Genomic DNA, 24817 nt, shown 5'->3' with positions numbered 1-24817 from the left:
GCTTACGGCCCTAGCCCTGCTGTGCGGGCTGGAGCCGTGTCGCGGGCTCGTGGGCCAGCCGGGGCGACGTCTGCTGGAGGAAGTCCCGGACGACGGCCACCGTCTGGATGGGGTCTTCCTCCATGGGCACATGCCCCAGTCCTTCCATCATCACCAGACGGGACTGGGGGATGCGCGACTGGAACTGCCGCGCGTACTTGGGGAGGATCCACTCGTCGCGGCTGCCCCAGAGGATGAGCGTGGGGACCTTTATCTCCGACAGCCGCGCCTCGAGTGACGGGTCCCCGTCCTTCTGGGCGAAGCGCTGCCGGGTGGCCTCGCGATTGCCCTCGCGCAGGAGCATGTCCACGTAGAGGTCCACGGTCTCCGGTGTCACCCGCCGGGGGTCGCCATACGTGCCCTTCACGGTGCGCTTCACCATGAAGCGCGGGGTCGTCCAGCGGACCACGCGGCTGAGCACGGGCGTCTCGTAGAGCCGCAGGGAGAACGGTATCGGCTCGTCGCGCCGCAGGCCGAAGGCGTCCACCAGGATGAGCCGCTCCACCTTCTCCGGATGGACCACGGTGTAGCGCCAGGCGAGGCCGCCCCCCATGGAGTTTCCGCCCAGCGTGAAGCGCTTGAGCCCCAGGGCCGACACGAAGGCGTCCAGCCAGGCGACCTCCTCCAGCGGACTGTAGCGATTCTGGGGGTCCGGCCCGGTGAGGCCCTGCCCCGGCAGGTCCATGGTGATGACCCGGTACTCGCGCGTCAGCGCGTCCATCCAGCCTTCCCAGGTGTGCAGCGATGCGTTGGAACCGTGGAGCAGCACGAGGACCGGGCCGGTGCCCTGGTCCCGGTAGTGCGTCCGCAGGCCGTCGACGTCGATGAACTTCGACGGCTTGCGTGCGCGTCGTGCCTCGATTTCGCCCGCGGGGCGGTCCCGTCGAACCGCCAACGCGAGGGCCGCGCCCCCCGCAAGACCCAGACCGATCGCCCACTTCGCCGCGCGATTCATGAAGCCTCCGAGCGCGCCCGGTCCTCGTCACGAGTCCCGTTCATGCGCGCGCGGAAGCTAGGTCCGTAGACTCAGCCGCAGAAGTACGTCACCGGCCTGTCTGTCCATCTGCTCAAGTATCTGCGCCGCGGTGGGAATGTCTCGCATCAAGCCCGCGGCCTGTCCGACGGGGGTGTGTGCGATGCTGTAATCGCCCGCGGCCAGCGCGGCCTGGAACTTCGCGCGCTCCTCGTCAACGACGGCCAGCAGCTCCTCCTCGCGACCGGACCAGCGCTCCGTCATCGTGTTCTGGAGGGCGCGGAAAGTGTAATCCGGTGGCCAGTGCAACCCGCGTAGGATATCGAACACGATGGAGCGGTCCGTCTGGTCTCCTGTCAAACGAACGGCCATCTCCTTGGAGGCGCTGTTCCCCAGCGACTCGCGGCTGGCCCACAGCCGGGAGCCCACCAGCGCGCCGTCCGCGCCCAGCGCGAGCGCCGCCGCCAGCCCCCGCCCATCGGCGATGCCTCCGGCCGCGAGCAGGAGCGTGTCCGGTGAGCGCGCGGCGAGGATGTCGGCGACCTCGGGGACCAGGGTGATGGTGGCCCGGTTGGTCATGCCATGGCCGCCCGCCTCGCTGCTCTGCGCGACGATGATGTCCGCACCCGCCTCCAGGGCGAGGTCCAACTGGGCGAGTCGCTGAATCTGGCAAATCAGCGCCGCACCCGAGGCCTTGATTTTCGCGGCGTAGGGGCGGGGATCTCCAAAAGACAGCATGAAGGCGCGCGGCTTGTGGGAGAGCGCCGCATCGAGGACCTGGGGATTCTTGTCGAGCGACCAGGTGATGAGGCCGCCGCCCACGACGGCGTCACCGGCGAGGGCATGTTCCCTGGCAATCCAATCGGCGTCGCCGTAGCCCCCGCCAATCAGGCCCATCGCACCGGCACGACTGACGGCTCCCGCCAGGAGCCCGCCGGCCACCAGGGCCATGGGTGCGCAGACGATGGGATACTTCAGCTCGAAGCGTTCGGTGAAACGAGTCTTCATGATGAGGCACCGGGGGTCGGGGACACTGGCGCTCATAGGCCAATGTTGACGAGGCCGACAAAGGCCCCACGGTGCCGGTTGTTTATTGGCTGATACGTCGATGCCTCGCGCGAAATGTCTCGCCAGCCCCAACAGGGCTACAGCATCCACCGCCAGGACAGCCCCGCCAGGGTGGTGTAGCCCACCACGGAGCGCTCGATGCGTCCTTCGGGCGAGAGGAAGAACACCGTGGGGAACATGTTCACCCGCCATGCCTGCTGAAGCGAGTCGTCGCCGAGCAGCACCGGGTAGTCCACCGCATGCTCTCGCGCGAAGCGTCGCACGGCCTCTTCGTCTTCGTACGCCAGCGCCACGGACACCACGTGCGCCGAGTCTCCCGCGAGCCGCCGCAACTGCGAGAGGTTGGAGGACTCCGCGCCGCACACGCCACACCAGGGCGCCCAGAAGGCGAGCACCACGGGTTTGCCGCGCAGCGACTGAAGCGACACCGTCTCGCCTTCCAGCGTGCGCAGCGTGAAGTCCGGCGCCGGAGCGCCCGAGCCTGGAAGGTGTCGCGTCTGCCAGGCGGCCACCGCCACGAAGACGAGCGCGAGCAACACCAGGTCCACGCCCCACCGCACCCACCAGCGCTGACGCGCTCGCGCCCATGCGGCACGCACGTTGGCCAGTGCTCCGGACCCGCTTTGCATCCAAGACCTCCACACACACCGTGCCGCGCGAGCGCCAGGGCTCACGCGGCACCGAATCATCCCGCCACCGTCAGGGCCCCTCCGGGTGGAAGGACCCTGACGCGGCTCAGCTCACGTCAGGAGGGACTTGGCAGCTCCTCGGGTTCCCAGGGCGCGGTCCTCACGCTCTCCCCATCGCTCCGGTGGGTGCGTCCCAGGGACTTGCCCACCGCGTGGCCCGCGCGCTCCAGGGCCCGGTCCACCGCCCCGGCGAAGCTCGCGTCCACGGCCTCCGCCGCGAGCTGCCCGCCCTGCTCGAGCTGGACCGTCACCTTGGCCACCTTGTCCACGCCGCCGCGTGGGCCGTTGATGTCCTCCAAGCGCACCATGACCTCACGAACCCTGTCGGACAGTCTCCCCATCGCGAAGCGCGCGCGGCGCTCCACGTGGTGACGCAGGGTGTCAGTGAGGGTGAAGTGTCGGGCTCGGATTTCGATTCGCATCCTCGGCTCCTTCTGGCCCACCATGGGCCTATCTCCTATCTGCAGGCCCGGGAGTTTCTGCGCCAATAGGAAAAGCCCCGGAGGACCCTCGAAAAAACGAAGGGTTCCGGGGCGGAATGAGGACGCGCGACGCGCTGTTCGCCCTTTACGGGCCGCCGCTCTTCGCCGCGGCCGGAGGCGCCTTCGCGGGCGGAGCCACGGGCTTGCTCGCGTCCTCGGGGGGCGTCGTCGCGGGCGCGGCTTCCGCCGTCGCCGGCTTGTTCTTCGGCGGCATGGGCACCAGCGGCTTCTCTGGCTCGATTTTCGCGCCGATGCGCACCTGCTGCTCCACCATGCGAGACCACAGCGACGCCTTGGTGCTCACCAGCGCGTTGTCCGCGAGCACCAGCGTCCGGGTGTCCTGGGCCCGGCGGTAGATGCGCGGCCCCACGTCCGGCTGCGCCGGGTCCGAGTCGCTCACCTGCACCTGCTCCTGCACGCCGATGCCCGCCTCGCTGAAGGACAGCGATGACGTCAGCTCGAACTTGCGGGTGAGGTTGTTGGGCAGCTTGAAGGTCAGCTCGCGCGACAGCGGGAACCACGCCGCGCCCAGACATGTGCGCTCCGGGTTGGACACCGACTCCGTGAAGAAGCGGTTGCGCCGCAGCGGCATGATGCGCGCGTGCCGGCGGCACACGTCCGTGCCGTCCGTGGTGCAGGCGTCGCCCTCCGCGACGAGGACATCCGTGCCACCCACGCGCTCCAGCCGCAGCTTCGCGTTCTTCGGCATGGAGCGCAGCGAGCCCAGCGCCTCCACGCGGAAGCCCAGCTCCGTCGTCTCCACCAGCGCCACCGGCCCCAGGGCCTCGCCGTTGGTGAAGCGCCGCGTAATCACCCACGCCAGCCGCTGGCCGGCCTGGAGTGTCTCCAGCACCAGGTCCTCCTCGGTGAGCTTCTGCGACGGCGGAAGGGGCAGGGCGTCGGGGCCGGCCTCCACGCACTCGTCGGCGGTCGGGTCCTGCCACCACACGGGCGCGCCCGCGCAGTCCACCGCGGGGTGCGGAGCCGTGCCGGCGTCCTTGTCATAGCCGTGCAGAAGCAGGGCGAACCAGGTGTCCGGCGTGGGGAACGAGCGTGCGTTGGGGCCCGCCTCGGCGAAGCACATCGCCGGCTTGGGCACGCTGGCGCAGCCGGCCAGAAGGGACAGCGCGACACCGCAGACCTGAAGCGTTCGTTTCATGGGTTCTCAGGCCTCGGCGAACCGGAGGTCCCAGTCGCCTTCCGCGGTGAGGGCCACGTGCAGCTTGGGGGGCACCGCGCCGCCCACCAGGTGCTGCAACAATTCGCGGGAGAGCACGGGCATCAGCGAGCCCTGGAGGATCTGCTCCATGTTGCGCGCTCCCATCTCCGACTCCGTGCACCGGCGCGCCAGCTCGTCCAGCAGCTCCGGCGCCAGCGTCGTCTCCACGTCGTGGGCCTCGCGCAGCCGGCCCACCAGCTTGTTCAGCTTCATCTCGGCGATCTGCCGCATGACGTCGCGCTGCACCGGACCGAAGGGCACCACCGTCATGCGCGCCAGCAGCGCGGGCTTGAAGTGCTGGCTCAGCGTGGGGCGGATGGCCGTGAGCACCTGCTCCGACGAGGGCTCCAGCCCGTCCTCGAACATCTTCATCACCCGGTCCGAGCCCAGGTTGCTGGTGAGGATGATGACGGTGTTCTTGAAGTCCACCGCGCGGCCCTCTCCGTCCGTCAGCATCCCCTTGTCGAACACCTGGTAGAAGAGGTTCATCACCTCCAGGTCGGCCTTCTCGCACTCGTCCAGCAGCACGACGGAGTAGGGCCGCTGCCGCACCGCTTCCGTGAGCAGGCCGCCCTCGCCGTAGCCCACGTAGCCCGGCGGCGAGCCGATGAGCCGGCTCACCGTGTGCTTCTCCTGGAACTCGCTCATGTTGAGCGTCGTCATGAAGCGCTCGCCGCCGTAGAGCGACTCGGCCAGCGCCAGCGCCGTCTCCGTCTTGCCCACGCCGCTGGGCCCCACGAAGAGCATCACGCCAATCGGCGCGTCCGGGTTGCGGATGCCCGCCTGGGAGATGCGGATGATTTCGCCCACCTTCTTGAGCGCCGCTTCTTGTCCACGCACGCGGGTGCGCAGCCGGTCCTCCAGGTTCAGCACGGCCTCCAACATGTCACCGCGCATCTTCCCCACCGGCACGCCCGTCCAACCCGCGACGACGCGCGCGACGATGTCCGCGTCCACGTCCGAGTGCACCAGCGGGAACTCGCCGCGCGCCGCCGCGAGCGACTTCGCCGCCGCGTCCACCGCTTCCTTGAGCGCCGCGGGCTCGGCACCCGGGGCAGGCTCTCGCAGCGCCTTGCGAGCGTTCATCAGCGCGACGACGGCCGCGCGCTCCGTCTCCCAACGCGCGTGCAGCGAGGCCCGCGAGTCCTGGGTGGCGCGCAGCTTCGCCTCCGCTTCGGCCAGTGCCTCCTGCGCGTCCTCCCCACCTTCACCGTCGGCCAAGTCCCGCTTGAGCGCGTCGCGCTCGCGCTCCAGGCCGGAGATCTCCTGCTCCAGCGCCACCAGCTCCTCGGGCCGCGTGGACAGCTCGATCTTCACGCGGGCAGCCGACGTGTCGAGCAGGTCCACCGCCTTGTCCGGGAGCTGCCGGCCGGAGATGTACCGGCTGGACAGTCGCACGGCCGCGGTGACGGCCTCGTCGCGGATGGTGACGCCGTGGGACGCCTCATACGTGGGGCGCAGGCCGCGCAGCATCAGCTCCGCGTCCGCCTCGCTGGGCTCGTCCACCTTCACCGGCTGGAAGCGCCGCTCCAGCGCCGCGTCCTTCTCGAAGTACTTCTTGTACTCGGCCCACGTCGTCGCGGCGATGGTGCGCAACTCGCCCCGCGCCAGCGCGGGCTTGAGCAGGTTGGCCGCGTCGCTGCCGCCCTGCGAGCCACCCGCGCCGATGATGGTGTGCGCCTCGTCGATGAAGAGGATGATGGGCGTGGGGGACGCCTTCACCTCGGCGATGACGGCCTTGAGCCGGTTCTCGAACTCGCCGCGCACACCCGCGCCGGCCTGGAGCAGGCCCAGGTCCAGGCCGAGCAGGTCCACGTTGCGCAGCGCCTCCGGCACCTCGCCCCGCACAATGGCCCAGGCCATGCCCTCCACGAGCGCCGTCTTGCCCACGCCCGGCTCGCCAACCAGGATGGGGTTGTTCTTCCGGCGGCGGGAGAGGATGTCGACCATCTGCCGGATTTCGCGGTGACGGCCGAAGATGGGGTCGATCTTCCCCTCGCGCACCCGCCCGGTGAAGGACGTCGCGAAGCGCTTGAGCGCCTCGTCACCCCGGCCTCCCGGCGCACCCGCCGCGCCGCCACCCGAGCCGCTCGCCGCGCCGTCGGCCGTGGTGACCTCCACGTTCTCCGGCGAGGGCTGCAGCAGCACGTCCAGCGAGCCCAGCAGCTCGTCGCGGGAGATGGCGTCCAGCTCGGGGAAGATTTCCGCGGTGTAGCGCGAGCGGCGGGTGATGAACTGGACGAACAGGTGCCCCGAGCGCAGCCGCGTCGCGCCGTGCTCCACCGAGGCCAGGAGCCACGCCTCCTCGAACCACTGGAAGAGCGTCTCGGAGAAGACGGGCCGCCCCGCGTTGCCGGCGCGCAGGCCCTGCAGGGCGCGCTCCATGCTGGTGGCCAGGTGCCGCTTGTCCACCCCGAAGTGGTGGAGCAGGCGCGCCACGTCCGAGTCCTCGGGCTCCAGCATCTGCGCCAGCATGTGCTCGGGGACGATTTCGTAGAACCGTCCCGCGCTCGCGCGAGCAACCGCCGCTTCCAACAGGCGGGTGGAGGTGGGCGTCAGGCGACGGACAAGCGCTTTCGGATCGACGCGAATGGGAGCCCCCAAGCTGTGACAACGGTGGTCGACGGTATACCGGGCGGCTGTTACGCCGTAAATCCCCGCACCCCGGGGCCGCCCATCCCGGAGCGTCTCATCTCACGACGGGAACACTCAGGTGTGTCTGCTGGCTGGAGCCCAGCCAGGTGTCGCGGCCGAGCTGGCTCGGCTCCTTGCGAGACAGCCGGAACTGCTGACGCACCCCTTCGGTGAGACCCAGCTCCAGATCATACTCCAGCGGGTCCCGGACGAAGAGCGACACCACCTCCCGCACCAGCGGTAGCAGGTCTCCATCCGGCATCAGCCGCTTGTAGGCGCGCGGCGGCAGCGGGCTGATGTGCAGCTGAATCTTCCCCGTCCGGTCGAACGCCTTGCCCCCCAGCAGCATGTTGCGGCCGAGCTGATGGTTGGCCCGCCCCAACTGCACCCGCGCGTCGATGTCCACCCAGCGGCCCACGAACTGCCGCACCGACACCTTCGCGCCCTCCAGGTCCTCGTTCAGCACGTCCTGGAGCGCGACCTCCAACTGCTCCGCCGTGCGGGAGCGGCTGGCGAGCAGCGGGGCGATGCGCAGGAGGCGCCAGGTCGGCAGGCCTCCCTTGCGGGGCTGCTCGTACGTGTCGAAGCCGCCCAGGGCGAGCAGCCGCCGGGACCACTGGTCCGTGAAGGACGTGTCCGTCTCGCTGGTGATGCGGTACTTCGACTCGATTCGATACAGCAGGGACAGGAGCCGGTGGTGGAACAGGTCCAGGAACTCGCGTCGCACGGGTGCGTCCGGGTCCTCCTGCGCGACTTCCTCGGCGATGTAGTGGGGCAGGGGGCTCACCGCGCCCGTCAGTCCCAGAAAGCGCGTCACCACCTCGAACAAGGGGCGGCGTGAGGACGGGTCCTCCGGCCGCACCGGCACGTAGCGCAGCGTCACCTCGCTGACGTCGCCGGAAGGGAACCCGAGCGATGGGTCATGCCGGAAGCGGATCATCTCCTCGTTGACGGGCCCGGGCCCGCCCACGCGCACCGCGTCCTTGGTCAGCCGCTCCAGGTAGGCCACCAGCGGGAAGAAGCCCACCCGGGGCGCCGCCTCGGCCAGCTTCCGGGCCTCTTCTACAAGAGCGTCTGAGAGCCGTTCCTCGGAAGCCACATGTACTCCGTCTGCGAGGGGTGGAGGCGGATGCTCAGCTCGTTGAAGGAGTTGATGGTGACGTGGGACGCGAGCAGTTCCTCCAGCACGCAGCCGAAGAGGAACGAGTCCCCCACGCCCATGAAGTTCTCCTCGTCCAGGTCCACCCGGGTGCGGTGGCCTCGCAGCGGCGCGCCCTCCAGGAAGCGCGTGACGGGTTTGGTCTCCACCGCGCGGATGGCGTTGATGCGCAGGCGGCTGGCGCGCGCGGCCAGGTTGTCGGTGAGCGAGTGGAAGTTGTACAGGTCCATCAGCCGCCGCAGCGCCGCCGCGTCCGCGAGCGAGTGCTGGTTGATGGCCAGATGGGACAACAGCCGCCAGTGCAGCTCCGCGCCCAGCGGCGCGCGCGCGGGCCGGCTCACCGGGGAGATGTTCTTGAACTTCGCCTGGGTGGGGCTGGCGGACGTGGACTCCGTCAAGTCACCCACTTGGAGGCGCGACGGCAACGTGCGGTTGGTGCACGTCAGGTCGATGGAGAGCGCCTCCTCGGCCCCGAGCACCGGCGCCACGTCGCGCGGGGTCTCCAGGGTGATGTACATGTCGATGCCTTCATCCAACGGCGAGTGCATGCGCCGCAGCCGGTAGAAGGACTGCTCCGCGTCGCCGCCCGCCGTATGGCTGAACTCGAAGAAGGGCCGGTAGCCGCGCCGCTCGTTGCGGCCCGACTGGAGGCCCGTCACCGAATCCACGGAGTACACCTCCGCGTGGTTGGGTGGCAGGTCCGCGGCGCGCAGCAGGTGTTCGCGGTCCAGCGCGTGGTGGAGGACGGGGTTGGCCGGGGCGCTGAAGAGATTGACCACCGGAGCGCAGTGCAGCCGGAACATCTCCCGGTGGATGCGCGCGTCCAGGGGCGGTGGCCGCTCCAGGTGGAAGGCGATTTCGAACCGGTCCTCACGGACGCTCATCGCCGCCGCGTCCAGGTTCTTCACGTCGAAGAACAGGAACTTCTCCGGCAGCGTCAGGTACTCCTGCAACAGCCGGTAGCCCTCGCTCGCTCGCGGCCACGGCAGCAGGCGGAAGTCGCGCTGGAAGCCCACCGCTTGGAGGGAGCCCGCGGGCAGCTTGATTCCGTCGCCCTGTGAGGACGCGCCGCGCACCCGCACCTGTCCGCAGTAGCGCAAGAGACACAGCAGCACCACGGCGGAGGCGGACAGCTCTCCGTGGATGAACAGGCGCAGGCCCTGCTGGCGGAAGACCTCGGCGCGGCCCTGCTCCGTCGTCTGGAACGACAGCCGCAGCACGGGGGAGGTAATCGACGAGCGGTCCAGCATCGCGTCGGTGAGCTGCACCGGCAGCAGGTCCACGTCCGTCGTGGTGCGGAAGACGCAGCGGGTACCGTCGATGGGCTGCGAGGCGACCTCCGCCCCGGCGGCCAGCTTCGAGCGGCCGCGCAGCGCGCGCAGGTGCGGGGAGAACTCGACGATGGACGCGGCGGGCAGGGGGCGCAGGTAGTGCGGCAGCAGGAGCTCCGTCAGCCCATGCACCAGCTCCGGCACGTCGTCGTCCACGCGCTCGCGGATGCGCGCCGTCAGGAAGGCGAAGCCCTCCAGCAGCCGCTCCACGTCCGGGTCCGCGCCGCGCTCCACCAGCAGGCCCGCCAGCGACGGGTTGGCCAGCCCGAAGGCCCGCCCCATCTCCCGCAGGTACGTCAGCTCGCTCAGGTAGTACTTGCTGAACATCCTCGCCCTCCGCCCAACACCCCGCGGTTCACCACAGGTCCACGCGCCCGCCCGGGTTCATCTGCGTGTGGAAGCGCACCGTGCCTTTTCGCGTGCGCGTCGCCAGCTGCGCGGTGATGTCGAACCGCAGCGCCGTCGGATCATCCGGGTCCGGCGAGTGATTCACCACCACGCTCTTCAGTCTCGGCTCGAAGTCCTGGATGGCCGTGCGGATGGACTGCGCCATTCGCGGCACCGCCGATGGGTACGTGTGGACGATGTCGTTCAAGTCCAGGATGCCGAAGGCCGGTGAGGCCACGGACTCACCCTTGCGCGTGTTGAGCAACGCGCGAAGGTGCTCCGCGATGGACTCCACCACGTCGCCGGGTGGGGCGAGCGCGCCATTGCCTTCGGCGATACGTGACAACAAACCTCGGGAGCCCATGCGTGTCTTTTATTGAGGCCACCCCCGGCCGCCCGTGTCGATTGCGCCACGGACGACCGGTGGAGGAGCACGCATCAGCGCTGGGTGTCCCAGGTGTCCTCGTGCGTCTGGCCGCCGTTGCTGTACGTCCAGTTGATGGTGTGGAAGACGATGTTCAGCTCCTCGAGCGGAGGGCTGTTGGAGCTGGTCGGCACGAACGCATCCGGCACGAACTGCTTGATGCTGTTGATGCGCGCCTTCTTGATGGACGTCGTGTAGAACTGCTCGGTCGTCCCGTCGCCAGAGGGGTTCGGGCGGAAGAACTTGAACGTCGCCTCGATGACGGTGTTCTCGCACAGCGCCTTCATCAGCAGCGGCGAGGCCTTGTCGATGCGCTTGCGGATGGTGATGCCCTCGTACTGACGGCGACCCACGGCCAGGCCCGAGCCCGCCTCACGAGCGGTGAACACCTTCTGCTCGTAATAGATGGCCTCGATGGCGCCCTCGCGGCCGAGGCTCGTCTGGGTGCTCTCACCCGCGATATCCTGCCCGTTTGCCTTCAGGTACACGAAAACTGATTCAGCCATGGAACCAACCTCTTTGCTGTGCGCGCGAAGGCGCGCGGGTGGCCCAGGCTCATTTCGAGCCTGGGAGTGGAGCCCACAGAATAGCTGATCTCAACGACACACGGTGAAGCGGGTCCATCACTCCTTGTCCAACTTACCCACCAAGGACAGGGTGAACGACGCACCCATGTACTTGAAGTGGGGGCGCACCTGCAGGCTGCAGCGGTACCAGCCGGGCTGACCTTCCACGTCCTCGACGACGACGCGCGCGGCCTTCAGCGGGCGGCGCGAGCGCACGGCGGGCGCCGGGTCGTCCATGTCGGAGATGTACTGGCTGAGCCAGTGATTCAGCTCACGCTCCAGGTCGGCCTTCTCCTTCCAGCTGCCAATCTGTTCGCGCTGCAGCACTTTGATGTAGTGCGCGAGGCGCGTCATGATGAACATGTATGGCAGCTGCGTACCCAGACGGTAGTTCGTCTCAGCGGCCTTGCCCTCCGGGGTGTTGCCGAAGAACTTGGGCTTCTGGGTGGAGTTGGCGCTGAAGAACGCCGCGTTGTCGGAGTCCTTGCGGAACACCAGGCCGATGAAGCCTTCCTCGGACAGCTCGTACTCGCGCCGCTCGGTGAGCATGACCTCGGTGGGAATCTTGGTCTGGATTTCCCCCATGGCCTCGTACTGGTGCAGGGGCAGGTTCTCCACCGCGCCGCCGGACTGGGGACCGATGATGTTCGGGCTCCAGCGGAACTTGGCGAAGGAGTCCGCCACGCGCGACGTCAGCGCGACGGAGGCATGGCCCCACAGGTACTTCTCGTGGCTGCCGACGACGTCCTCGGTGAAGTTGAAAGCCTTCACCGGCACCGTCTTCTCGCCATAAGGCAGACGCAGCAGGAAGCGCGGCAGGGCCAGGCCCACATAGCGCGCGTCCTCGCTCTCGCGGAACGAGTGCCAGCGCGCGTACTGCGGACCCTCGAACAGGGACTTGAGGTCCTTGAGGTCCGGCAGCTTCAGGAAGGTAGGCTCACCGAAGGTCTCCGGCGCGGTGTTGGCGATGAACGGCGCGTGGGCCATGGCGGCCACCGACGCGCACTTGCGTAGAAGCTCCATGTCCTGCGGGCCCACGCCGAAGTCGTAGTTGGCGGAGATGATGCCGTAGGGCTTGCCACCGAAGACGCCGTACTCGTTGGAGTACACGAGCTTGTACAGACCGCTCTTCACGACCTCGGGCGCGTCCTCGAAGTCCTTCTGCAAGTCTTCCTTGGAGACGTTGAGCATCTCCACGCGGGTGTTCTCGCGGAAGTCCACGCGGTCCACCAGGAACTTCAGCGAACGCCAGGACGACTCCAGCTTCTGGAACTCGGAGGCGTGGAGGATTTCATTCACCTGCGACGACAGGCGCTTGTCGATTTCGGCGATCATCGCGTCGACGAGCGCCTTGTCCACACGCTCCTCGGAGCGGTTGGGCGCGAGCATCTCCGTGATGAAGGCTTGCACGCCGCGCTTGGCGACGTCGTAACCCTCGTCCTTGGGCTTGAGCTTCGCCTCGGAGAGGATTTCGTCGAGCAGGGACAGCGAGGCATCGGCGCCGGCAACCGGCGACTTCTGGGTCAGGGTCTCGGTAGGCATGGTGTCTCTGTTCCCCGTAAACGGTTACTTGGACTTTTCCTCGAGCCCCAGTTCCTTGATGAGCGCCTTGCGGCCCTCTTCGTCGGCCAGGAGTGCCTGAAGCTTCTTGCGGAACGCGGGAAGGTTGCCCAGGGGCCCCTTGAGCGCGTTGAGCGCGCTGCGCAGCTCCAGGAGCTTCTTGAGCTCGGGCACCTGATTGACGACGCTCTCGGGCGTGAAGTCCGACAGGTTCTTGAATTGGAGCGAGACATTCATGGTCGCGCCCGCGTCGCTGGACAGCTTGTCCGCGGCGGTGAGGGTGACCTTGAGGTTCTGCTGGGCCATCACCTCGTTGAAGTTGCCCTTGTCCACGTTGATGGGCGCGCGCTGCTCCAGAGGCCTGTCATCCGACTGGCCCGTGAAGTCCCCCATCATCAGGACCTTCAGGGGCAGCTCCACCTGCTCCTGCGCATTGCCGGTGGCGGGCTTGTAGACGATGTTGACGCGCTCGGTAGGGGCGACGGAACTCTCTTTGCTCATCTGCGGCTCTCTCCTTGAGACCTACGTAGAAATGCGCGGGCGTCGCATGGGGGAGGCTTCGCCGCGGAACAACCTGGGAACGTCAGGGGCCGACGACGCGGAGCGCGGCGGAAGAATCCAGCCGTGCGAGACGACGATAGCGGTTTCGAACTTTTGCTGCCAACCGTCCCCCCTCCTTTTCCTCGACGGTGCGGGTGGCGAGCCATCCCTCGAGACAGGCCGCCGCCAGCGTGGGCTCCCACTGGTCCAACGCATGAGAGGAAACCTCCTCGTCGAGCGCGTCGAAAAGCGCGCGCGCCAGAGGAAGTTGTCCTGCCTGGGCACACAGGCGCGCCAGGGTCAGGCGGGCGACGAAGCGCGCGCGGCCCGTGCCCGCGGCGGCGACATCCGCCTGGAGCCCCGCGACGAGCTCCTGCACGCGGCCCTCGGCCAGCAGCGCCTGGGTTTCCTCCTCGCCCAGGGGCTGCGCGCCGGCGGACTCCGCGTCGAGTGACGGCGGCGGCAGGCGAATGGCTGTCGTCGGGGCGCGGACCGGGGACGACGCGGTCGTGCGGGGGGCCGCCTGGAGGACCTCGGCGCGCAGCCAGGCGCGCGTGGCCTCGTCGGTGAGGGGAGAGCCGTCGGCGGCGAGCAGGTCCTCCACGCCTGGCATGCGGCGCAGTTGCACACGCAACTCCCGCACCAGCGCGGCGTGGGCCGTGGTGTGTGTTTCACCCAGCCCCTTGAGCGCGGCGGCGCTGAAGCGGTGCGGGCTCAGGGCGAAGCGGTATTGGGCGACGGCGGACTCGGCCTCGTCGAGCAGCTCGCTCCAGCGCTGGTTGGCTTCCAGGGTCTCCAGCTTGGAGCGCAGCGAGTCCGGTGGCGGCTGAAGCGTCGTGCGGCCGTTGGCACCGGTGGCAGGCGGCCGCGCCAGGTGCAGCCACACGCCGTTGCGCAGCAGACGGTAGGAGACGGGGTCCGCGCTGCTCGCGTGACGCAGCGCGCTCGCGGCGCCCAGGAGCGCGGCGCCGACGTTGCGCAGGAAGTCGGTGACGGCCTCGGTGCTGGAGAGGTCCGGCTGCGCGGGCAGCGTGGGGAGCGGAGGCACGACGACGGTGCTGGGCGCGGCGACTTTCGGGGACGAGGGGCGCGGGGGCGCGGAAGGCTGGGCGCCGACCTGAGGGGACGCGGGGCGCGACGGTGGTGGCGGCTGCGCGGTCTTCGGGGAAGCGGGCGGCTCGGTCCTCGGGGCCGTGTGAGTGTTCGCGGCTGACGCGGCGTCGGCGTGGGCGGGGCTCGAGGACGACTCCGGGCCGGTCACGGGAGCTGCTGTCGGCGCGGTGTCCACGGGCTCGGCCAAAGCGGCGTCCTGCTGCTGGGGCGCCTCGGGCAGGGGCTCGGGCAGGCCGGCGCGCAGCCGGGCGATGGCGTCCTGAATCGGACCGAAGGCGGGGGTCTGGTCGGCGAAGCGCTCACGCGACAGGGTGGACAGTCGCTTGATGGCGAAGGCCAGCGCATCGAGGGACTCGGCGCTCACGCTGGCCTGGTCGATGGTGGGCAGCAGCCTGCCCAGGCGTTCCACGAACCAGCCCACGGCGTTGGCGCGCGCGCGCAGCCGCTTCACCTCCGGAAAGAGGTCGGGCCAGAAGCGCTCCGTCACCTCCGCGAGCAGGGCCGCGCCGGTGGCGGCGCCGTCCATGCCCCGGGTGACGTAGAGGCCGTAGGCCAGATACGAGGCGAGCCAGAGGTCCTTGGTGGTGCCCTTGAGCAGCTCGTCGGCGCCGCGAACGACTTCGTCCCAGCGCACGGCGTTGCTGGCGGGGGACTCCAGCTTCGCCACCTCGGCGGTGATGGCCTCGTAGGCGGGGTCGTGCTTCGCCTGCGTTCCGGCGGGCGCGGTGCCGGGCACGGGCTCGACCCAGGGACGGGCGCGCTCACGGAGCTCTTCGAGGGTGGGAGGCATGGTGTGAGGCATCGTGTGCCCTCAGCGCGACAAGGCGCGCAGGAGCTGGTCGAGGGTGGTGGTGGGGGAGTCGATGACCTGGCGCGCGGAGGCCGTCAGGCCCTTGCGCGCGTTGTCGATGGCGGCGGGACGTTCGGTGCGCAGCGGCCACACCTGGGCGCCGGGGCGGCCGGGCTGGGCGAGCGCGAGGAAGACGGAGGGCGACGCGGAGCCCAGGCTCAAGAGCAGCCGGGGCTTGTCTCCCTCGGACCAGAAGAAGGACGGCGGCTGGTGGGGCCAGCGCAACAGGCGCGAGGACAGCTCCAACCACGCCACCGGGCCCACGCGCGCCGTCAAAGGGCAGTCCAGCACCACGCCCGCGGCGGACTGCTCGCGTCCGCGCTCACCGATGCACGCGGTGAGGAAGGTGTGCAGCGCGTAGTACTGCCCTCCGGCGGGCGAGCCCTCTGTCACGGGTCCCAGCAGGTCGGCGAGGTGGTGCTCCGAAAGGACGCTGTCGCGCAGGCGCTCCGCCACGCTGAAGTCACCCGGGCCCGGCACGGGCAGCGCAGTGGCGCGCTCGGTGAGTCGCGGCACGTCCAGCTCCGCCGCCGCGTGGGCCAGGGCCCCGGCCGCGCGAAGGAAGGGCTGGTAGGCCTCTGGTGTCAGCGCGAAGCGGAGCGCGGTGCTGGCCGAGGGCACCTCGGTGAACACGGCCAGCGGAAAGGCGCGGCCCACGCTGTCCACGCTGGGCGCCATCAGCCCCACCAGCGCCTGCTTCTGGCCTGGGGCGGTGAAGACGAAGTGCGCGGGCTCCGAGGGCAGGTCCATCCGCGCCTTGCGCGCGCGCTCCACGCCCGCCTCCATCCACCCGTAGAGGTGGAGGGCCAGCGGCGTGGAGGCGTTGAACCGGATGAACTCCGCCTGGCGTGGCGTCTTTCCCAGCAGGCCGATGCGAGGAGGTTGCTGCACCGCCATCAGGGGGCTCCGCCCGCGGCCACGGCCTCCGGCTCGCAGCCCTTGCCGTTGAGCGCGATGCCCATCGGGACCTTCATGCCGGAGTCCCGGAAGATGCCCATCAGCTTGGACGTGTTGCCCGCCAGCCCGAAGAAGGGGTTGGTCGTGCGCTCCGGCCGGAAGTCGATGGAGACCTGCGCGCCATTCATCTCCTCGATCTCCCACGTCGCGGTGAAGTAGCGCCCGTCCGGGCTGGGTTCGATCTTCTTCACGCGCTCGAGCAGGCGGAACAGGCCCCAGTCGCCCTCGGCCTCCAGCGTGGACTCCGTGGCGCCATCCACGCTCTGCACGAGGATGCGCGCGCCGAGCTTGCCGGCCTGGCCGGGCCAGATCATCGGCTTCCACAGGGTATCGGGACCGTTGCGGTACACCTCGTCCGTGCCGTCGAGCGTGAAGACGATGGACGAAATCTGCGACGCGGCGCCATCCATGGAGACGCCGGGACGGATGCGCACCTGGAAGCGCACCAGCGGGTCCACCATGCCCACCGACTCGCCGCCCGGGAACAGGGTCGCCGCCAGGGCCTGCGTCTTCTCCAGGAAGGTGAGCAGCTCCGGCCGGTAGTTCCCGCTGGCGGACGAGGTGAAGTCCCACTTGCGGCCCGTGGGGACGAGCTGCTCGCTGAGCTGCTCCTTGATGAACTTGCGCAGCTGTCCGTTGTCGGGCCGCAGGAACTCCGCGACTTCGGGCAGCGGTGCATCCTTCTGCGAGCTGGCCGTGAACGGATACATGTCCTTGAAGGCCCGGTTGAACGGCACGGCCACCTGTTCGCACCACAGCTTGCTCTTCTGCTGGGCCTGGCCCTGGGTGAGGACCTGGAGGGTGTCCTTGAAGGGCGGCATCAGCAGTTGATGGAAGATGGCGATGTTGTCCGTCTGCTTGCGGATGAGCATCTCCACGTAGCTGCGCGCGGCGTTGCTCTTCTTGGCCAGCTCCGCGCCTTCTCCTGGCTTGTCCTTCGCCGCCAGCATCGCCGAGTGGACGGTGACGAGCTGCTCCTCGTACTCGACGAGCGCCGTCAGCGTCTCCTCGCCGTCGTCCGTCTTGTAGCGCTCCGTGGCGAACCGGATGATGGAGGCAAACTCGCGCGCCACGTCCCGGGGAAGAATCTCCTCTTCGCCGGAGGGCGCGAGCGGGTTGAGCTTCTCCCGGTTCTTCTCGGTGACGGCGTCGTCACCGGAGCCGAAAATCTTCTGCACGGACGCCGTCAGCTTGTTCGTGCTCGTGGCTTCGACCTTGGGGGGGCGCCGCTCAAGCTGGACGTTGTTGACGATGGAGTTGAACAGCCGGCTGTACGGCTTGGGGGTGCCGCGCGTCAGGTTGGTGAGCAGGTCATCCAACTGGACGTCGTCCTTGGGCTCGACCACCTTGATGGCGTTCAGGAAGTCCTTCCACTCCTGGATGTAGGCGGAGAGGTAGTTTGAGTGCAGTACGCGCCGCAACCCCTCCACGTCGCTGCCGACGTCCCGGTCCAGCACCCACGCATCCTGGTCCGAGAACGACTGCTCGAGCTGCTGCTTCACCTCGTTCTCGTAGGCGTTGCGGGTGAAGGCGCCGCGCACCACCATGTTGGCGCTGAACTGCGGCACCGAGCCCATCAATTGCTCCAGCGTGACGTCTCCGTACTGCGCGCGCGTGGTCTCCACGATGCGCGCCAGCTCCAACTTCTCCAGGGGCACCCGGATGAGCGCGCGTCGGGCGCCCACGATGAGGGCGTGCTCCCGAGGGAAGGCGATGCGCTCTTCGCGCGCGGGCTTCTGCTCGTCGGGGAGGGCCTGCTCGGCGCCCAGCATCTTGATGAAGGTGGTGGCGTGGGTGGCGACCGTTCCCTCATCCAGCGCGCTGCCGCGCACGCGCCCCCAGTGCTCGACGATTTGTTGCACGAGCCACCGGCGCTGCGTCTCGTCCAGCTCCGGCTCCTTGGGGTCCCGGGGCGTCGTCACCAACAGGTACATCTTCAGGTCGTCGACGTACTGCTTGAACTCGGACGAGCGCCGCGCGTGCTCCTTGGGGTCCCGGAGCGTGAGCATGTCCGGGCTGCGGGCGAAGCCCTCCAGGCGCTGCTGGATGAGCTCGAACTGCTTGCCCAGCAGCACCCGCCGCAAGGCGGTGTTGTAGAACTCGCGCGCCTGCGGCAGCAGCTTGTGGCCCTGATAGAGGCCGAAGCGCATCCACACCGGAGCGCCTTCTTCCTCGTGCCGTGTCAGCTCCTCCAGGCGTTTGCTGAGCGGTAGCAGGTCCTCGACCCGGCGCACGTCGTCGCGCGGGTCCAGGTTCACGTCGGTGATGGCCTTGGTCACCGCCTCCGCCAGGAAGCGGTTCTGGAAATAGGAGAGGGTGGGCATGGACAACAGCAGCGCCGTGGCCGCCATCGCCGCTCCCGCCAGCACCATGCTCTGCCGGCGCACCCTCGCTTCCTCCAGCGAGCTGCGCACCGCCACCTGCTGGTCCTGGAACATCACCTTCGTGAAGACGTCCCAGAGGAAGTAGCTGCGGCCCTCGGCGGACGCGCCCTCCGTCTGCGGCCGTCCGTTGGTGGTGCCGAACATCTCGCCCGCGGACGGGGACACCTTGTCCACCGCGCGCACGTCCTGCGTGCCGCTGTTGAAGTACAGGCCGCGGAAGACGGGCGTGTCCTGGAACACGTTCTCCAGGAAGAGCGGCTGGAGGAACTCGGCCAGATTCTTCCGGAGCGCGTCGAAGCGCTGCGGAAAACCGTAGATGTTCTCGCGCGTCTCCAGCCGGCGCTCCTGGCCCAGCCGGCGCAGCGAACGCTGCTCCAGCACGGAGAGCATCTCGTCGAAGCGCTCGCGGAACAGGTCCGTGCTGGCGTCCTTCTGGTGCTCCAGCGGCACGGTGAAGCCCCAGACCTGTCCGCGCTCCACGCGGGACAAGTCGGAGAACATCTCTACGAAGCCCGGCAGCAAATCGCACTTGGTGACCATCACGTAGACGGGCACCAGCATCTTCAGCCGGCCGGTGATTTCGTCCAGGCGCTCGCGGATGGTCTGCCCCATCTCGCCCACGGCCTGCGGGTCCGCCGTCATCAGCTCGCTGACGCTGATGGCGACGATGAGGCCGTTGATGGGGCGGCTGGGGCGGTGCTTCACCACCGTGTCCAGGAAGGCCATCCACTCCGGACGGTCCTCCTCGGCGCTGGTGTAGCGGCCCGCCGTGTCGAGGATGACGGCCTCGTTGGTGAGCCACCAGTCGCAGTTTCGAGTGCCACCCACGCCGCGCACGCCACCGCGCGCGGACAGGTAGGGGAACTTCAGGCCGGAGTTGCGCAGCGCGGTGCTCTTGCCCGCGCCCGGAGGGCCGACGATGAGGTACCAGGGCAGCACCGCCAGCGCGTCCTTGCCGCCGCGCGCCAGCTTGGACGCCTTGAGCGCGCCCACCGCCTTGGTGAACTCGTCCTGCATCGCCTTGATTTCGGGCTGCAGGTCCGGCCGCACCGTGGCGGCCTGCTCCTCACCTTGGGCCGCGAGCGCGCCCTCCAGCTTCTTGGCGGCGCGGCGCGCGCGGATGCGTTTGACCACCCACACCACGCCCATGGCCAAGAGGCCCGCGAGCGCGGCGACGATGGCGGCCTGGGGCGGGCTGAGCTCCAGGTAGGTCATCAGCGCGAACATGGGCGCGCCGATACCCAGCAGCGGTAGCAGGTAGGCCATCATTGCGTGCCTCCCGGGTTGGCGCCCGCTTGCGGCGGAGCCAGGGTGCCGGCGACGTTCTTGGCGGCGTGCAGCTCGATGCGGCCCTTGAGCTCGTCCACCTTGTCCTTCAGGAAGAACTGCAGCACGCCGTAGAAGAGCACCGCCACCGCCAGCGAGCCCGCGGACAGGGCCAGCATGGGGGTCTTGCGGCGCTTGGAGAGCAGCGAGTCGGTGGGACGGTCACCGTGGGGTGACAGCACGTCGAAGTCGAACGGACGGGCGCGCTCCAGGTCCTTCTTCACCGTGTCGATGAGCGTCATCAGCTCCAGCTCGCCGCCGCGGATGCGGTAGCGCCCCTGGAAGCCGAAGAGCATGCACAGGTAGTAGACCTGGAGGACCTCGGCGCGGTGAGGGTCCTTGCGCACCAGGTCCAGCCTGGCGAAGAAGCCGTCGCCCGCGATGTTCTCGTTGAAGTAGTGCAGCTGCAGCGGGTTGGTCATCCAGAACTGCCGGTACTCCTCCGGCCGGCTGAGGACGACCTCGTCGATGAGCGCCACCATGGCGTAGGCCATGTCCTGGGCGTCCTGGTGGCTGAAGCCGAGCACGGCGGCGCGCCGCAAGAGCTCGTCCACCACTCCGCGCAGGCGGTGATAGAGCGTCTCGGGCGGAGGAATGGCCGCCGCCTCCGAGCCGCGCAGGTGGATGGCGGCGTCGAAACAGTCCTTCGTGGCTTCCGTCACTCGGTCCATGGGAATCCCTGCGCGTCAGCGATTGGCGGTGGGGACCGCGAGCAGCTCCACGGTCGTTCGGGCCGCGTCGAACGGCTGTGGCAGATAGAGCGCGAGGTTGTGATCCCTCATCACGTTCTTCCAGTAGCCGTCATTCATCGAGAGGCTGAAGTACACGGTGCCCGGCTGCACCGGGACTTCCGGCGGCGGGCGGTACGTGACGGCCAGCGGCACCCCGGGCGCGGCGGCGCGGACGAGGCCCGGGATGTCATCCCAGCAGGCCACCTTGGTGAGCTTGGGGAACTGCTCGGCGACGACGCGCTCGGGCAAATCGCTCCTCACCGCCAGCAGGAAGGCGCCGCAGCGCTCCAGCCGTTCGTCCTCCAGCTTCCCCCGGAACATGCCGTCCGAGCCCGCGGAGAGGTCCACCGTCAGGCACTGCTCCAGCGCCACCGAGCGCATCAGCTCCGACAGGCGGCGGAACAGCTCCTCGAACGTCGCCCTCAGGTTCGTGAACTGGAAGGACGGCAGCGTCGTGGGGTCCGCGCTGGAGGAGAAGGTGCACAGCTGGCCGGCGCACTGCACCAGCGTGAGGTACAAATCCCGGGGCCGCAGGTTGCCCGCGTCCAGCGCGTGCTGGAGGAAGGGGATGGTGCCGTTGAGGGCGTTGAGCTCCAGGAAGAGCGTCACGTCGCCCGCGGTGAACTCCAGCGCGGACGCATCCCGGTGCCGGCGGCGCGAGGCGAGCTGGCGCTGCTTGGAGACCATCAGCCGCAAGAGCGTGCGCAGCTCGCCCATGATGTAGGGCGCCGCGTCGATGCGAAGGCAGGGCGGGACATAGGCGTCCACCACGGCCAGGCTGCCGGACTTGTCCCGCGTCAGCTCGAACAGCTTGATGGCCTCGAAGTCGTCGCGCGGCTCGGTGCCGAACAAGAGCCGCACGTTGCGCTGGCCGAAGCCCACCTGGGAGATGGACGTGGACGCCGTCAGGTCGCTGATGGGCCGCGTGACGGGCGTGTAACGCGGGCTGCCACCGATGCGCTCCCCGCTGCCGTAGCTCTCCACGCCGCTGCGCTCGCGCGGCACGCCCAGGTACACGTCCAGGGTGCGCTGCGCGGGAGGGAAGTAGCCCTCGGCGGGGCGCGCGGAGGGGGCCTCGGCGTCTCCGGACTCGAAGGACACCGTCAACCCGTCTGGCAGCACGCCGACGAAGTTCGACAACTGCACCTGGCCGGCGCGCAGCGCCTCCTGGTCCAGCTCCATGGCCACCACGCCCCACGGATAGGGTTCCAAGGCCCCCAGCCGGTTCTCCAAGAGCTGCTCGTGATAGAGGTCTTGTTGCTGGAGGTGGTGGGGGCTCATGAACATGCCCTCGGACCACACGACGCGCTGCGCGGACTTCATGCGCCTCTCCGGGGCGACTCTCGGTCGCCGGATTCGGGGTTGTTGTGTCGCTCCGGCGCCACGCTGAGGGGCCGGAACATCAAGTCGATCTGATAGCCCTGGAGCCGGTAGCGGAAGACCTCGTCGTCCTCCTGCGGCGGACCCTGGTCTCCGGCGGGACGCTCCACGCAGCGCGACTCCTGCACCACGGGCAAGGTCGCCACCGCGCGCCAGGAGTAACCCAGTGGCTGTCGGAACAGGCCCATGGCGAGCACGAAGCGCGCCTTCGGGTCCCGCTGTATCCAGCGCTTCTCCTGCGTACCGGGCGCCACCACCACCTCGGCCACCTGCAGCAGGTCATCCTTCAGCAGGACCTCGGGCTTGCCCCACAAGTCTCGAAAGCCCGCGCGCTCCAGCTTCACGCTGTCCTTGAGCTGGACAATCTGGACCACGGTGGGCAACGAGCGGCCCTTGGAGTCCGGGTTGAGCTGCTCGGCCGCGTCCACCACCACCTGGAACGGTGGCGGTGTCTCACAGGAGAAGGGCACGCGCTTCGCGCAGCCCGCTCCCACGCTCATGCCCAGCGCCTGCGCGGCGACCACACCCCACCGAAGGCACCGGCCGGCCACCCCCGCCGCACCGGCGCCAGTGTGTCCTAGCGCCAAATTCACATTCCTTTTTGAGGGCCCGGCCCCGTCGTCGGTTCCGTGCGAAGCGTAAAGTGCCAGACACAGTGGACCTGTTTCAAGCCACCCCCCCCCGGGGTCTGCCTGGACCGGCCTAGTTTTCGCAGATCTTAGAGCCCTTGATGATGACGTCGCCGCTGCCGGTGACTTCAATCTTCGCGCCCTTGATGACGACGTCCCCGTTCTTCTTCACCTGCAACGTGGCGGAGCCGACCTTGAGGGTGAACTGCTCCTCGGCGACCAGGGCGATTTCCTTGGCCTGCAGAACGTAGGCGTCCTTGGTGACGTGATTGGATTTGCCACCGACGCTGACCATGAGGTCCTTGTCCACCTTCAGCGTCCGGGACTTGCCAATCTCTTCCGACAGGTCCCCGCCCACCTGCGTGGAGCGGGCGCCCTTGACGGACTCGGACTTCTTCGCGCCAACGACTTCCACCTTGGCGCCGCCCACCTGCTCGGATTTGACGCCGCCCACCAGTTCGTTGAAGGCGGCGCCCACGCTGATGGCGAGCGCTCCGCCCACGGTGAGCATCTTCCCCAGGCCCACCGTCTCCGCCGACGCCAGGCTGACCGACAGGCTCTGGCTGCTGCTGACGCCAATGGACTGGTCACCCTTGACGGACTCGGTGTGATTGCCCGCCACCGTCGTGGAGCGGTTTCCGGTGACGGCCAGGGACTGGTTGCCGCTGATGGTGCTGTCGTCGTCCTTCTTCACCTCGAGGGACTGGTTGCCCTCGATGACGCGGGCGCGGTCCTTCTTCACCAGCAACGTCTCGTTGCCGCGGACCTCCTGCGTCTTGTCGTTCTCCACGACGACGTTGAAGTCCTTCTGCGCGTGCAGATACACGAGCTCCGAGCCCGCCGCGTCCTCGAAGCGCAGCTCGTTGGAGCCGTCACCGCCAGGGCTGGAGCTGGAGCGCAGGGTGCTCTGCGTCTTGCTGCCGGGCAGGTCGATGGGCGGCGGATTCTGCCCGTTGTAGACGCTGCCGGTGACGAGCGGGCGGTCCGGGTCTCCTTCCAGGAACTCCACCACCACTTCGTGGCCGATGCGCGGCAGGTACAGCGCGCCCCAGCCCGGACCCGCCCAGGCCTGGCTGACGCGAATCCAGCAGGAGCTCTTGTCGTTGGCCTTGCCCTCGCGGTCCCAGTGGAACTGGACCTTGATGCGGCCATGCTCGTCGGTGTGGATCTCCTCGCCCGCGGGGCCCACGACGCGCGCGGTCTGCGCGCCGGGGATGACGGGGCGGGGCGTCACGCGAGACGGCCGGAAGGGCACGTCCGCGGGCTGGCAGAGGAACTCGTTGCGGTAGCCCTCGCGCGAGCGCAGCGTGGACTGGTCGATGCTCACCGCCTCCGACTGATGGCCGGTGTGTCGCACGGAGATGGGCAGGTACTTGCGGTTGACGGCGGTGTCGGGGTGCTCGGCCAGCTCGAAGACGTGGCCGGGACAGATTCGGCGGCTGTAGCTGGCGCCCGTCACCGTCTGGGTGCGCGCGCGCAATTCCTCCAGGCGCACCTGGGCCAGGTTTCGGCCGGGGCCCGGCTCCTCGTAGCGGCCGGGATAGTCGTAGATCTCCAGCGCCGTCTCTCCGTCGTCCGCCTCCGCCTCCGCGCCCAGCATCTGGGCCGGCCGCAGGAAGTTGTAGTCGCGCAGCGCGACGACGCCGGGCTGGACCTCGGTGCGCGCCACCAGCTCGTGCACGTACTCCTGCGAGGCGATCATGTGCGAGCGCTCGCGGAAGACGAGCTTGGACTCACCCTGCATGGAGGGATTGGCCGACGAGCCGTCCCCCAGCACCATCATGTGTGAGCTCTCGGCGTGCTCGAAGAAGTAGAAGATGCCTTCCTCCTCGAGGAGCCGCGAGACGAAGTCCAGGTCCGACTCGCGGTACTGCACGCAGTAGTCGCGCACCGGGTAGGTTCCGGTGAGGGCCAGGCGGTGTTCGACCTTGGCCTCGTCCAGGACCTTGTGGACGATCTGCGGAACGGTCAGCTCCTGGAAGATGCGGCTCTTGCGGCGGTGGCGCAGCGTCCACAGGCGCGGCACGACGGTGACGCGGTAGCGACGGCGCTCGGGGCCGCTGCCTTCGTCCCAGCGGGTCATCCGCGCGACGACGCCCTGGAAGAAGCGGGCGGTGCCGTCTCCGAGCATCACCGTCAGCCGCGCGTCCTTGCCCAGCAGCAGCTTCTCCTCCACCTCGAGGTCGGGCCGGACGGCGAGGGCGACTTCGACGGTGTAGGGCTGGGAGAGCGTCTCCTCGGCCTCGAAGCCGAGCACCGCCAGCTCCGCGGCCGTGAACGAACCTGCCTCGAATTCGAACTCGGCCTGGTTCGCGAGCAACGCGGCGTTCGCGATCATCAGAGTGCCCCCGGCGCCAGACCCCGCGCGAGCCGCGG

General features: G+C 68.9%; 19 protein-coding genes. All 19 read right to left on the bottom strand.

All coding sequences use genetic code 11. The features are described 5' to 3' along the window. Positions 1 to 10 precede the first annotated feature (10 nt). Positions 11 to 994, bottom strand: a complete 984-nt coding sequence (locus HUA76_RS39245) for an alpha/beta fold hydrolase (RefSeq protein WP_141647914.1) — start codon at positions 992 to 994, stop codon at positions 11 to 13. Between the two features lie 57 nt (positions 995 to 1051). Then, entirely contained in the window at positions 1052 to 2020 is a 969-nt protein-coding gene (locus HUA76_RS39240; protein ID WP_217440807.1) for a nitronate monooxygenase family protein, read from the bottom strand. A gap of 137 nt (positions 2021 to 2157) precedes the next feature. Next, positions 2158 to 2709, bottom strand: a complete 552-nt coding sequence (locus tag HUA76_RS39235; RefSeq protein WP_174463755.1) for a TlpA disulfide reductase family protein — start codon at positions 2707 to 2709, stop codon at positions 2158 to 2160. 116 nt (positions 2710 to 2825) lie between these two features. Beyond that, on the bottom strand, positions 2826 to 3215 hold the full coding sequence (locus tag HUA76_RS39230; protein WP_254614770.1) for an HPF/RaiA family ribosome-associated protein: 390 nt from the start codon (positions 3213 to 3215) through the stop codon (positions 2826 to 2828). 121 nt (positions 3216 to 3336) lie between these two features. Then, positions 3337 to 4410 carry a hypothetical protein gene (locus HUA76_RS39225; RefSeq protein ID WP_174463754.1) on the bottom strand — a complete coding sequence of 358 codons (1074 nt, stop codon included), beginning with the start codon at positions 4408 to 4410 and terminating at the stop codon, positions 3337 to 3339. A 6-nt stretch (positions 4411 to 4416) separates the two neighbouring features. Beyond that, on the bottom strand, positions 4417 to 7074 hold the full coding sequence (gene tssH, locus HUA76_RS39220; protein WP_174463753.1) for a type VI secretion system ATPase TssH: 2658 nt from the start codon (positions 7072 to 7074) through the stop codon (positions 4417 to 4419). A gap of 85 nt (positions 7075 to 7159) precedes the next feature. Further along, positions 7160 to 8203, bottom strand: coding sequence for a type VI secretion system baseplate subunit TssG (gene tssG / locus HUA76_RS39215; RefSeq protein WP_174458798.1), 1044 nt, complete (start codon positions 8201 to 8203; stop codon positions 7160 to 7162). Next, positions 8167 to 9921 (bottom strand): type VI secretion system baseplate subunit TssF, encoded by a 1755-nt coding sequence (tssF, locus tag HUA76_RS39210; RefSeq protein WP_174458797.1) that lies wholly within the window; start codon positions 9919 to 9921, stop codon positions 8167 to 8169. The genes tssG and tssF overlap by 37 nt, the downstream gene beginning before the upstream one ends. 28 nt (positions 9922 to 9949) lie before the next feature. Beyond that, positions 9950 to 10345 (bottom strand): type VI secretion system baseplate subunit TssE, encoded by a 396-nt coding sequence (tssE, locus tag HUA76_RS39205; protein ID WP_141647908.1) that lies wholly within the window; start codon positions 10343 to 10345, stop codon positions 9950 to 9952. Between the two features lie 74 nt (positions 10346 to 10419). Beyond that, a complete protein-coding gene (gene tssD, locus HUA76_RS39200) occupies positions 10420 to 10911 on the bottom strand; it encodes a type VI secretion system tube protein TssD (RefSeq protein ID WP_141647907.1) in 492 nt (163 codons plus the stop codon). A gap of 117 nt (positions 10912 to 11028) precedes the next feature. Beyond that, complete coding sequence (gene tssC / locus HUA76_RS39195) at positions 11029 to 12513, bottom strand: type VI secretion system contractile sheath large subunit (RefSeq protein ID WP_141647906.1); 1485 nt, start codon at positions 12511 to 12513, stop codon at positions 11029 to 11031. 24 nt (positions 12514 to 12537) lie between these two features. Next, on the bottom strand, positions 12538 to 13032 hold the full coding sequence (gene tssB, locus HUA76_RS39190; RefSeq protein WP_174463752.1) for a type VI secretion system contractile sheath small subunit: 495 nt from the start codon (positions 13030 to 13032) through the stop codon (positions 12538 to 12540). An 82-nt stretch (positions 13033 to 13114) separates the two neighbouring features. Beyond that, positions 13115 to 14974: a type VI secretion system protein TssA gene (tssA, locus tag HUA76_RS39185; RefSeq protein WP_174463751.1), complete on the bottom strand. Its 1860-nt coding sequence runs from the start codon at positions 14972 to 14974 to the stop codon at positions 13115 to 13117. Between the two features lie 21 nt (positions 14975 to 14995). After that, positions 14996 to 15931, bottom strand: a complete 936-nt coding sequence (gene tagF, locus HUA76_RS39180) for a type VI secretion system-associated protein TagF (protein ID WP_174458794.1) — start codon at positions 15929 to 15931, stop codon at positions 14996 to 14998. Further along, positions 15931 to 19644, bottom strand: coding sequence for a type VI secretion system membrane subunit TssM (tssM, locus tag HUA76_RS39175; RefSeq protein ID WP_174458793.1), 3714 nt, complete (start codon positions 19642 to 19644; stop codon positions 15931 to 15933). Before tssM ends, tagF begins: the two co-directional genes overlap by 1 nt. After that, positions 19641 to 20372 (bottom strand): DotU family type IV/VI secretion system protein, encoded by a 732-nt coding sequence (locus tag HUA76_RS39170; RefSeq protein ID WP_141648214.1) that lies wholly within the window; start codon positions 20370 to 20372, stop codon positions 19641 to 19643. Before HUA76_RS39170 ends, tssM begins: the two co-directional genes overlap by 4 nt. Before the next feature lie 15 nt (positions 20373 to 20387). After that, positions 20388 to 21755 (bottom strand): type VI secretion system baseplate subunit TssK, encoded by a 1368-nt coding sequence (gene tssK / locus HUA76_RS39165; protein WP_174463750.1) that lies wholly within the window; start codon positions 21753 to 21755, stop codon positions 20388 to 20390. Next, positions 21752 to 22336: a type VI secretion system lipoprotein TssJ gene (tssJ, locus tag HUA76_RS39160; RefSeq protein WP_371745809.1), complete on the bottom strand. Its 585-nt coding sequence runs from the start codon at positions 22334 to 22336 to the stop codon at positions 21752 to 21754. The genes tssK and tssJ overlap by 4 nt, the downstream gene beginning before the upstream one ends. A 178-nt stretch (positions 22337 to 22514) precedes the next feature. Continuing rightward, positions 22515 to 24779 carry a type VI secretion system Vgr family protein gene (locus HUA76_RS39155; RefSeq protein ID WP_174463749.1) on the bottom strand — a complete coding sequence of 755 codons (2265 nt, stop codon included), beginning with the start codon at positions 24777 to 24779 and terminating at the stop codon, positions 22515 to 22517. Between the last annotated feature and the right edge of the window lie 38 nt (positions 24780 to 24817).

This window comes from Myxococcus sp. CA056, from assembly GCF_013336715.1.
Taxonomy (GTDB): Bacteria; Myxococcota; Myxococcia; order Myxococcales; family Myxococcaceae; genus Myxococcus; species Myxococcus llanfairpwllgwyngyllgogerychwyrndrobwllllantysiliogogogochensis.
This window is presented reverse-complemented; position numbering and strand designations above follow the sequence as displayed.

Bases quoted from the DNA above. Each gene is read 5' to 3' on its own strand.
- HUA76_RS39240 (WP_217440807.1), bottom strand. From the start codon at position 2,020: ATGAAGACTCGTTTCACCGAACGCTTCGAGCTGAAGTATCCCATCGTC.
- tssE (WP_141647908.1), bottom strand. From the start codon at position 10,345: ATGGGCTCCCGAGGTTTGTTGTCACGTATCGCCGAAGGCAATGGCGCG.
- tssC (WP_141647906.1), bottom strand. From the start codon at position 12,513: ATGCCTACCGAGACCCTGACCCAGAAGTCGCCGGTTGCCGGCGCCGAT.
- HUA76_RS39230 (WP_254614770.1), bottom strand. From the start codon at position 3,215: ATGGTGGGCCAGAAGGAGCCGAGGATGCGAATCGAAATCCGAGCCCGA.
- tssA (WP_174463751.1), bottom strand. From the start codon at position 14,974: ATGCCTCCCACCCTCGAAGAGCTCCGTGAGCGCGCCCGTCCCTGGGTC.
- tssK (WP_174463750.1), bottom strand. From the start codon at position 21,755: ATGAAGTCCGCGCAGCGCGTCGTGTGGTCCGAGGGCATGTTCATGAGC.
- HUA76_RS39155 (WP_174463749.1), bottom strand. From the start codon at position 24,779: ATGATCGCGAACGCCGCGTTGCTCGCGAACCAGGCCGAGTTCGAATTC.
- HUA76_RS39235 (WP_174463755.1), bottom strand. From the start codon at position 2,709: ATGCAAAGCGGGTCCGGAGCACTGGCCAACGTGCGTGCCGCATGGGCG.
- HUA76_RS39225 (WP_174463754.1), bottom strand. From the start codon at position 4,410: ATGAAACGAACGCTTCAGGTCTGCGGTGTCGCGCTGTCCCTTCTGGCC.
- HUA76_RS39245 (WP_141647914.1), bottom strand. From the start codon at position 994: ATGAATCGCGCGGCGAAGTGGGCGATCGGTCTGGGTCTTGCGGGGGGC.
- tssF (WP_174458797.1), bottom strand. From the start codon at position 9,921: ATGTTCAGCAAGTACTACCTGAGCGAGCTGACGTACCTGCGGGAGATG.
- tssM (WP_174458793.1), bottom strand. From the start codon at position 19,644: ATGATGGCCTACCTGCTACCGCTGCTGGGTATCGGCGCGCCCATGTTC.
- tssB (WP_174463752.1), bottom strand. From the start codon at position 13,032: ATGAGCAAAGAGAGTTCCGTCGCCCCTACCGAGCGCGTCAACATCGTC.
- HUA76_RS39170 (WP_141648214.1), bottom strand. From the start codon at position 20,372: ATGGACCGAGTGACGGAAGCCACGAAGGACTGTTTCGACGCCGCCATC.
- tagF (WP_174458794.1), bottom strand. From the start codon at position 15,931: ATGGCGGTGCAGCAACCTCCTCGCATCGGCCTGCTGGGAAAGACGCCA.
- tssD (WP_141647907.1), bottom strand. From the start codon at position 10,911: ATGGCTGAATCAGTTTTCGTGTACCTGAAGGCAAACGGGCAGGATATC.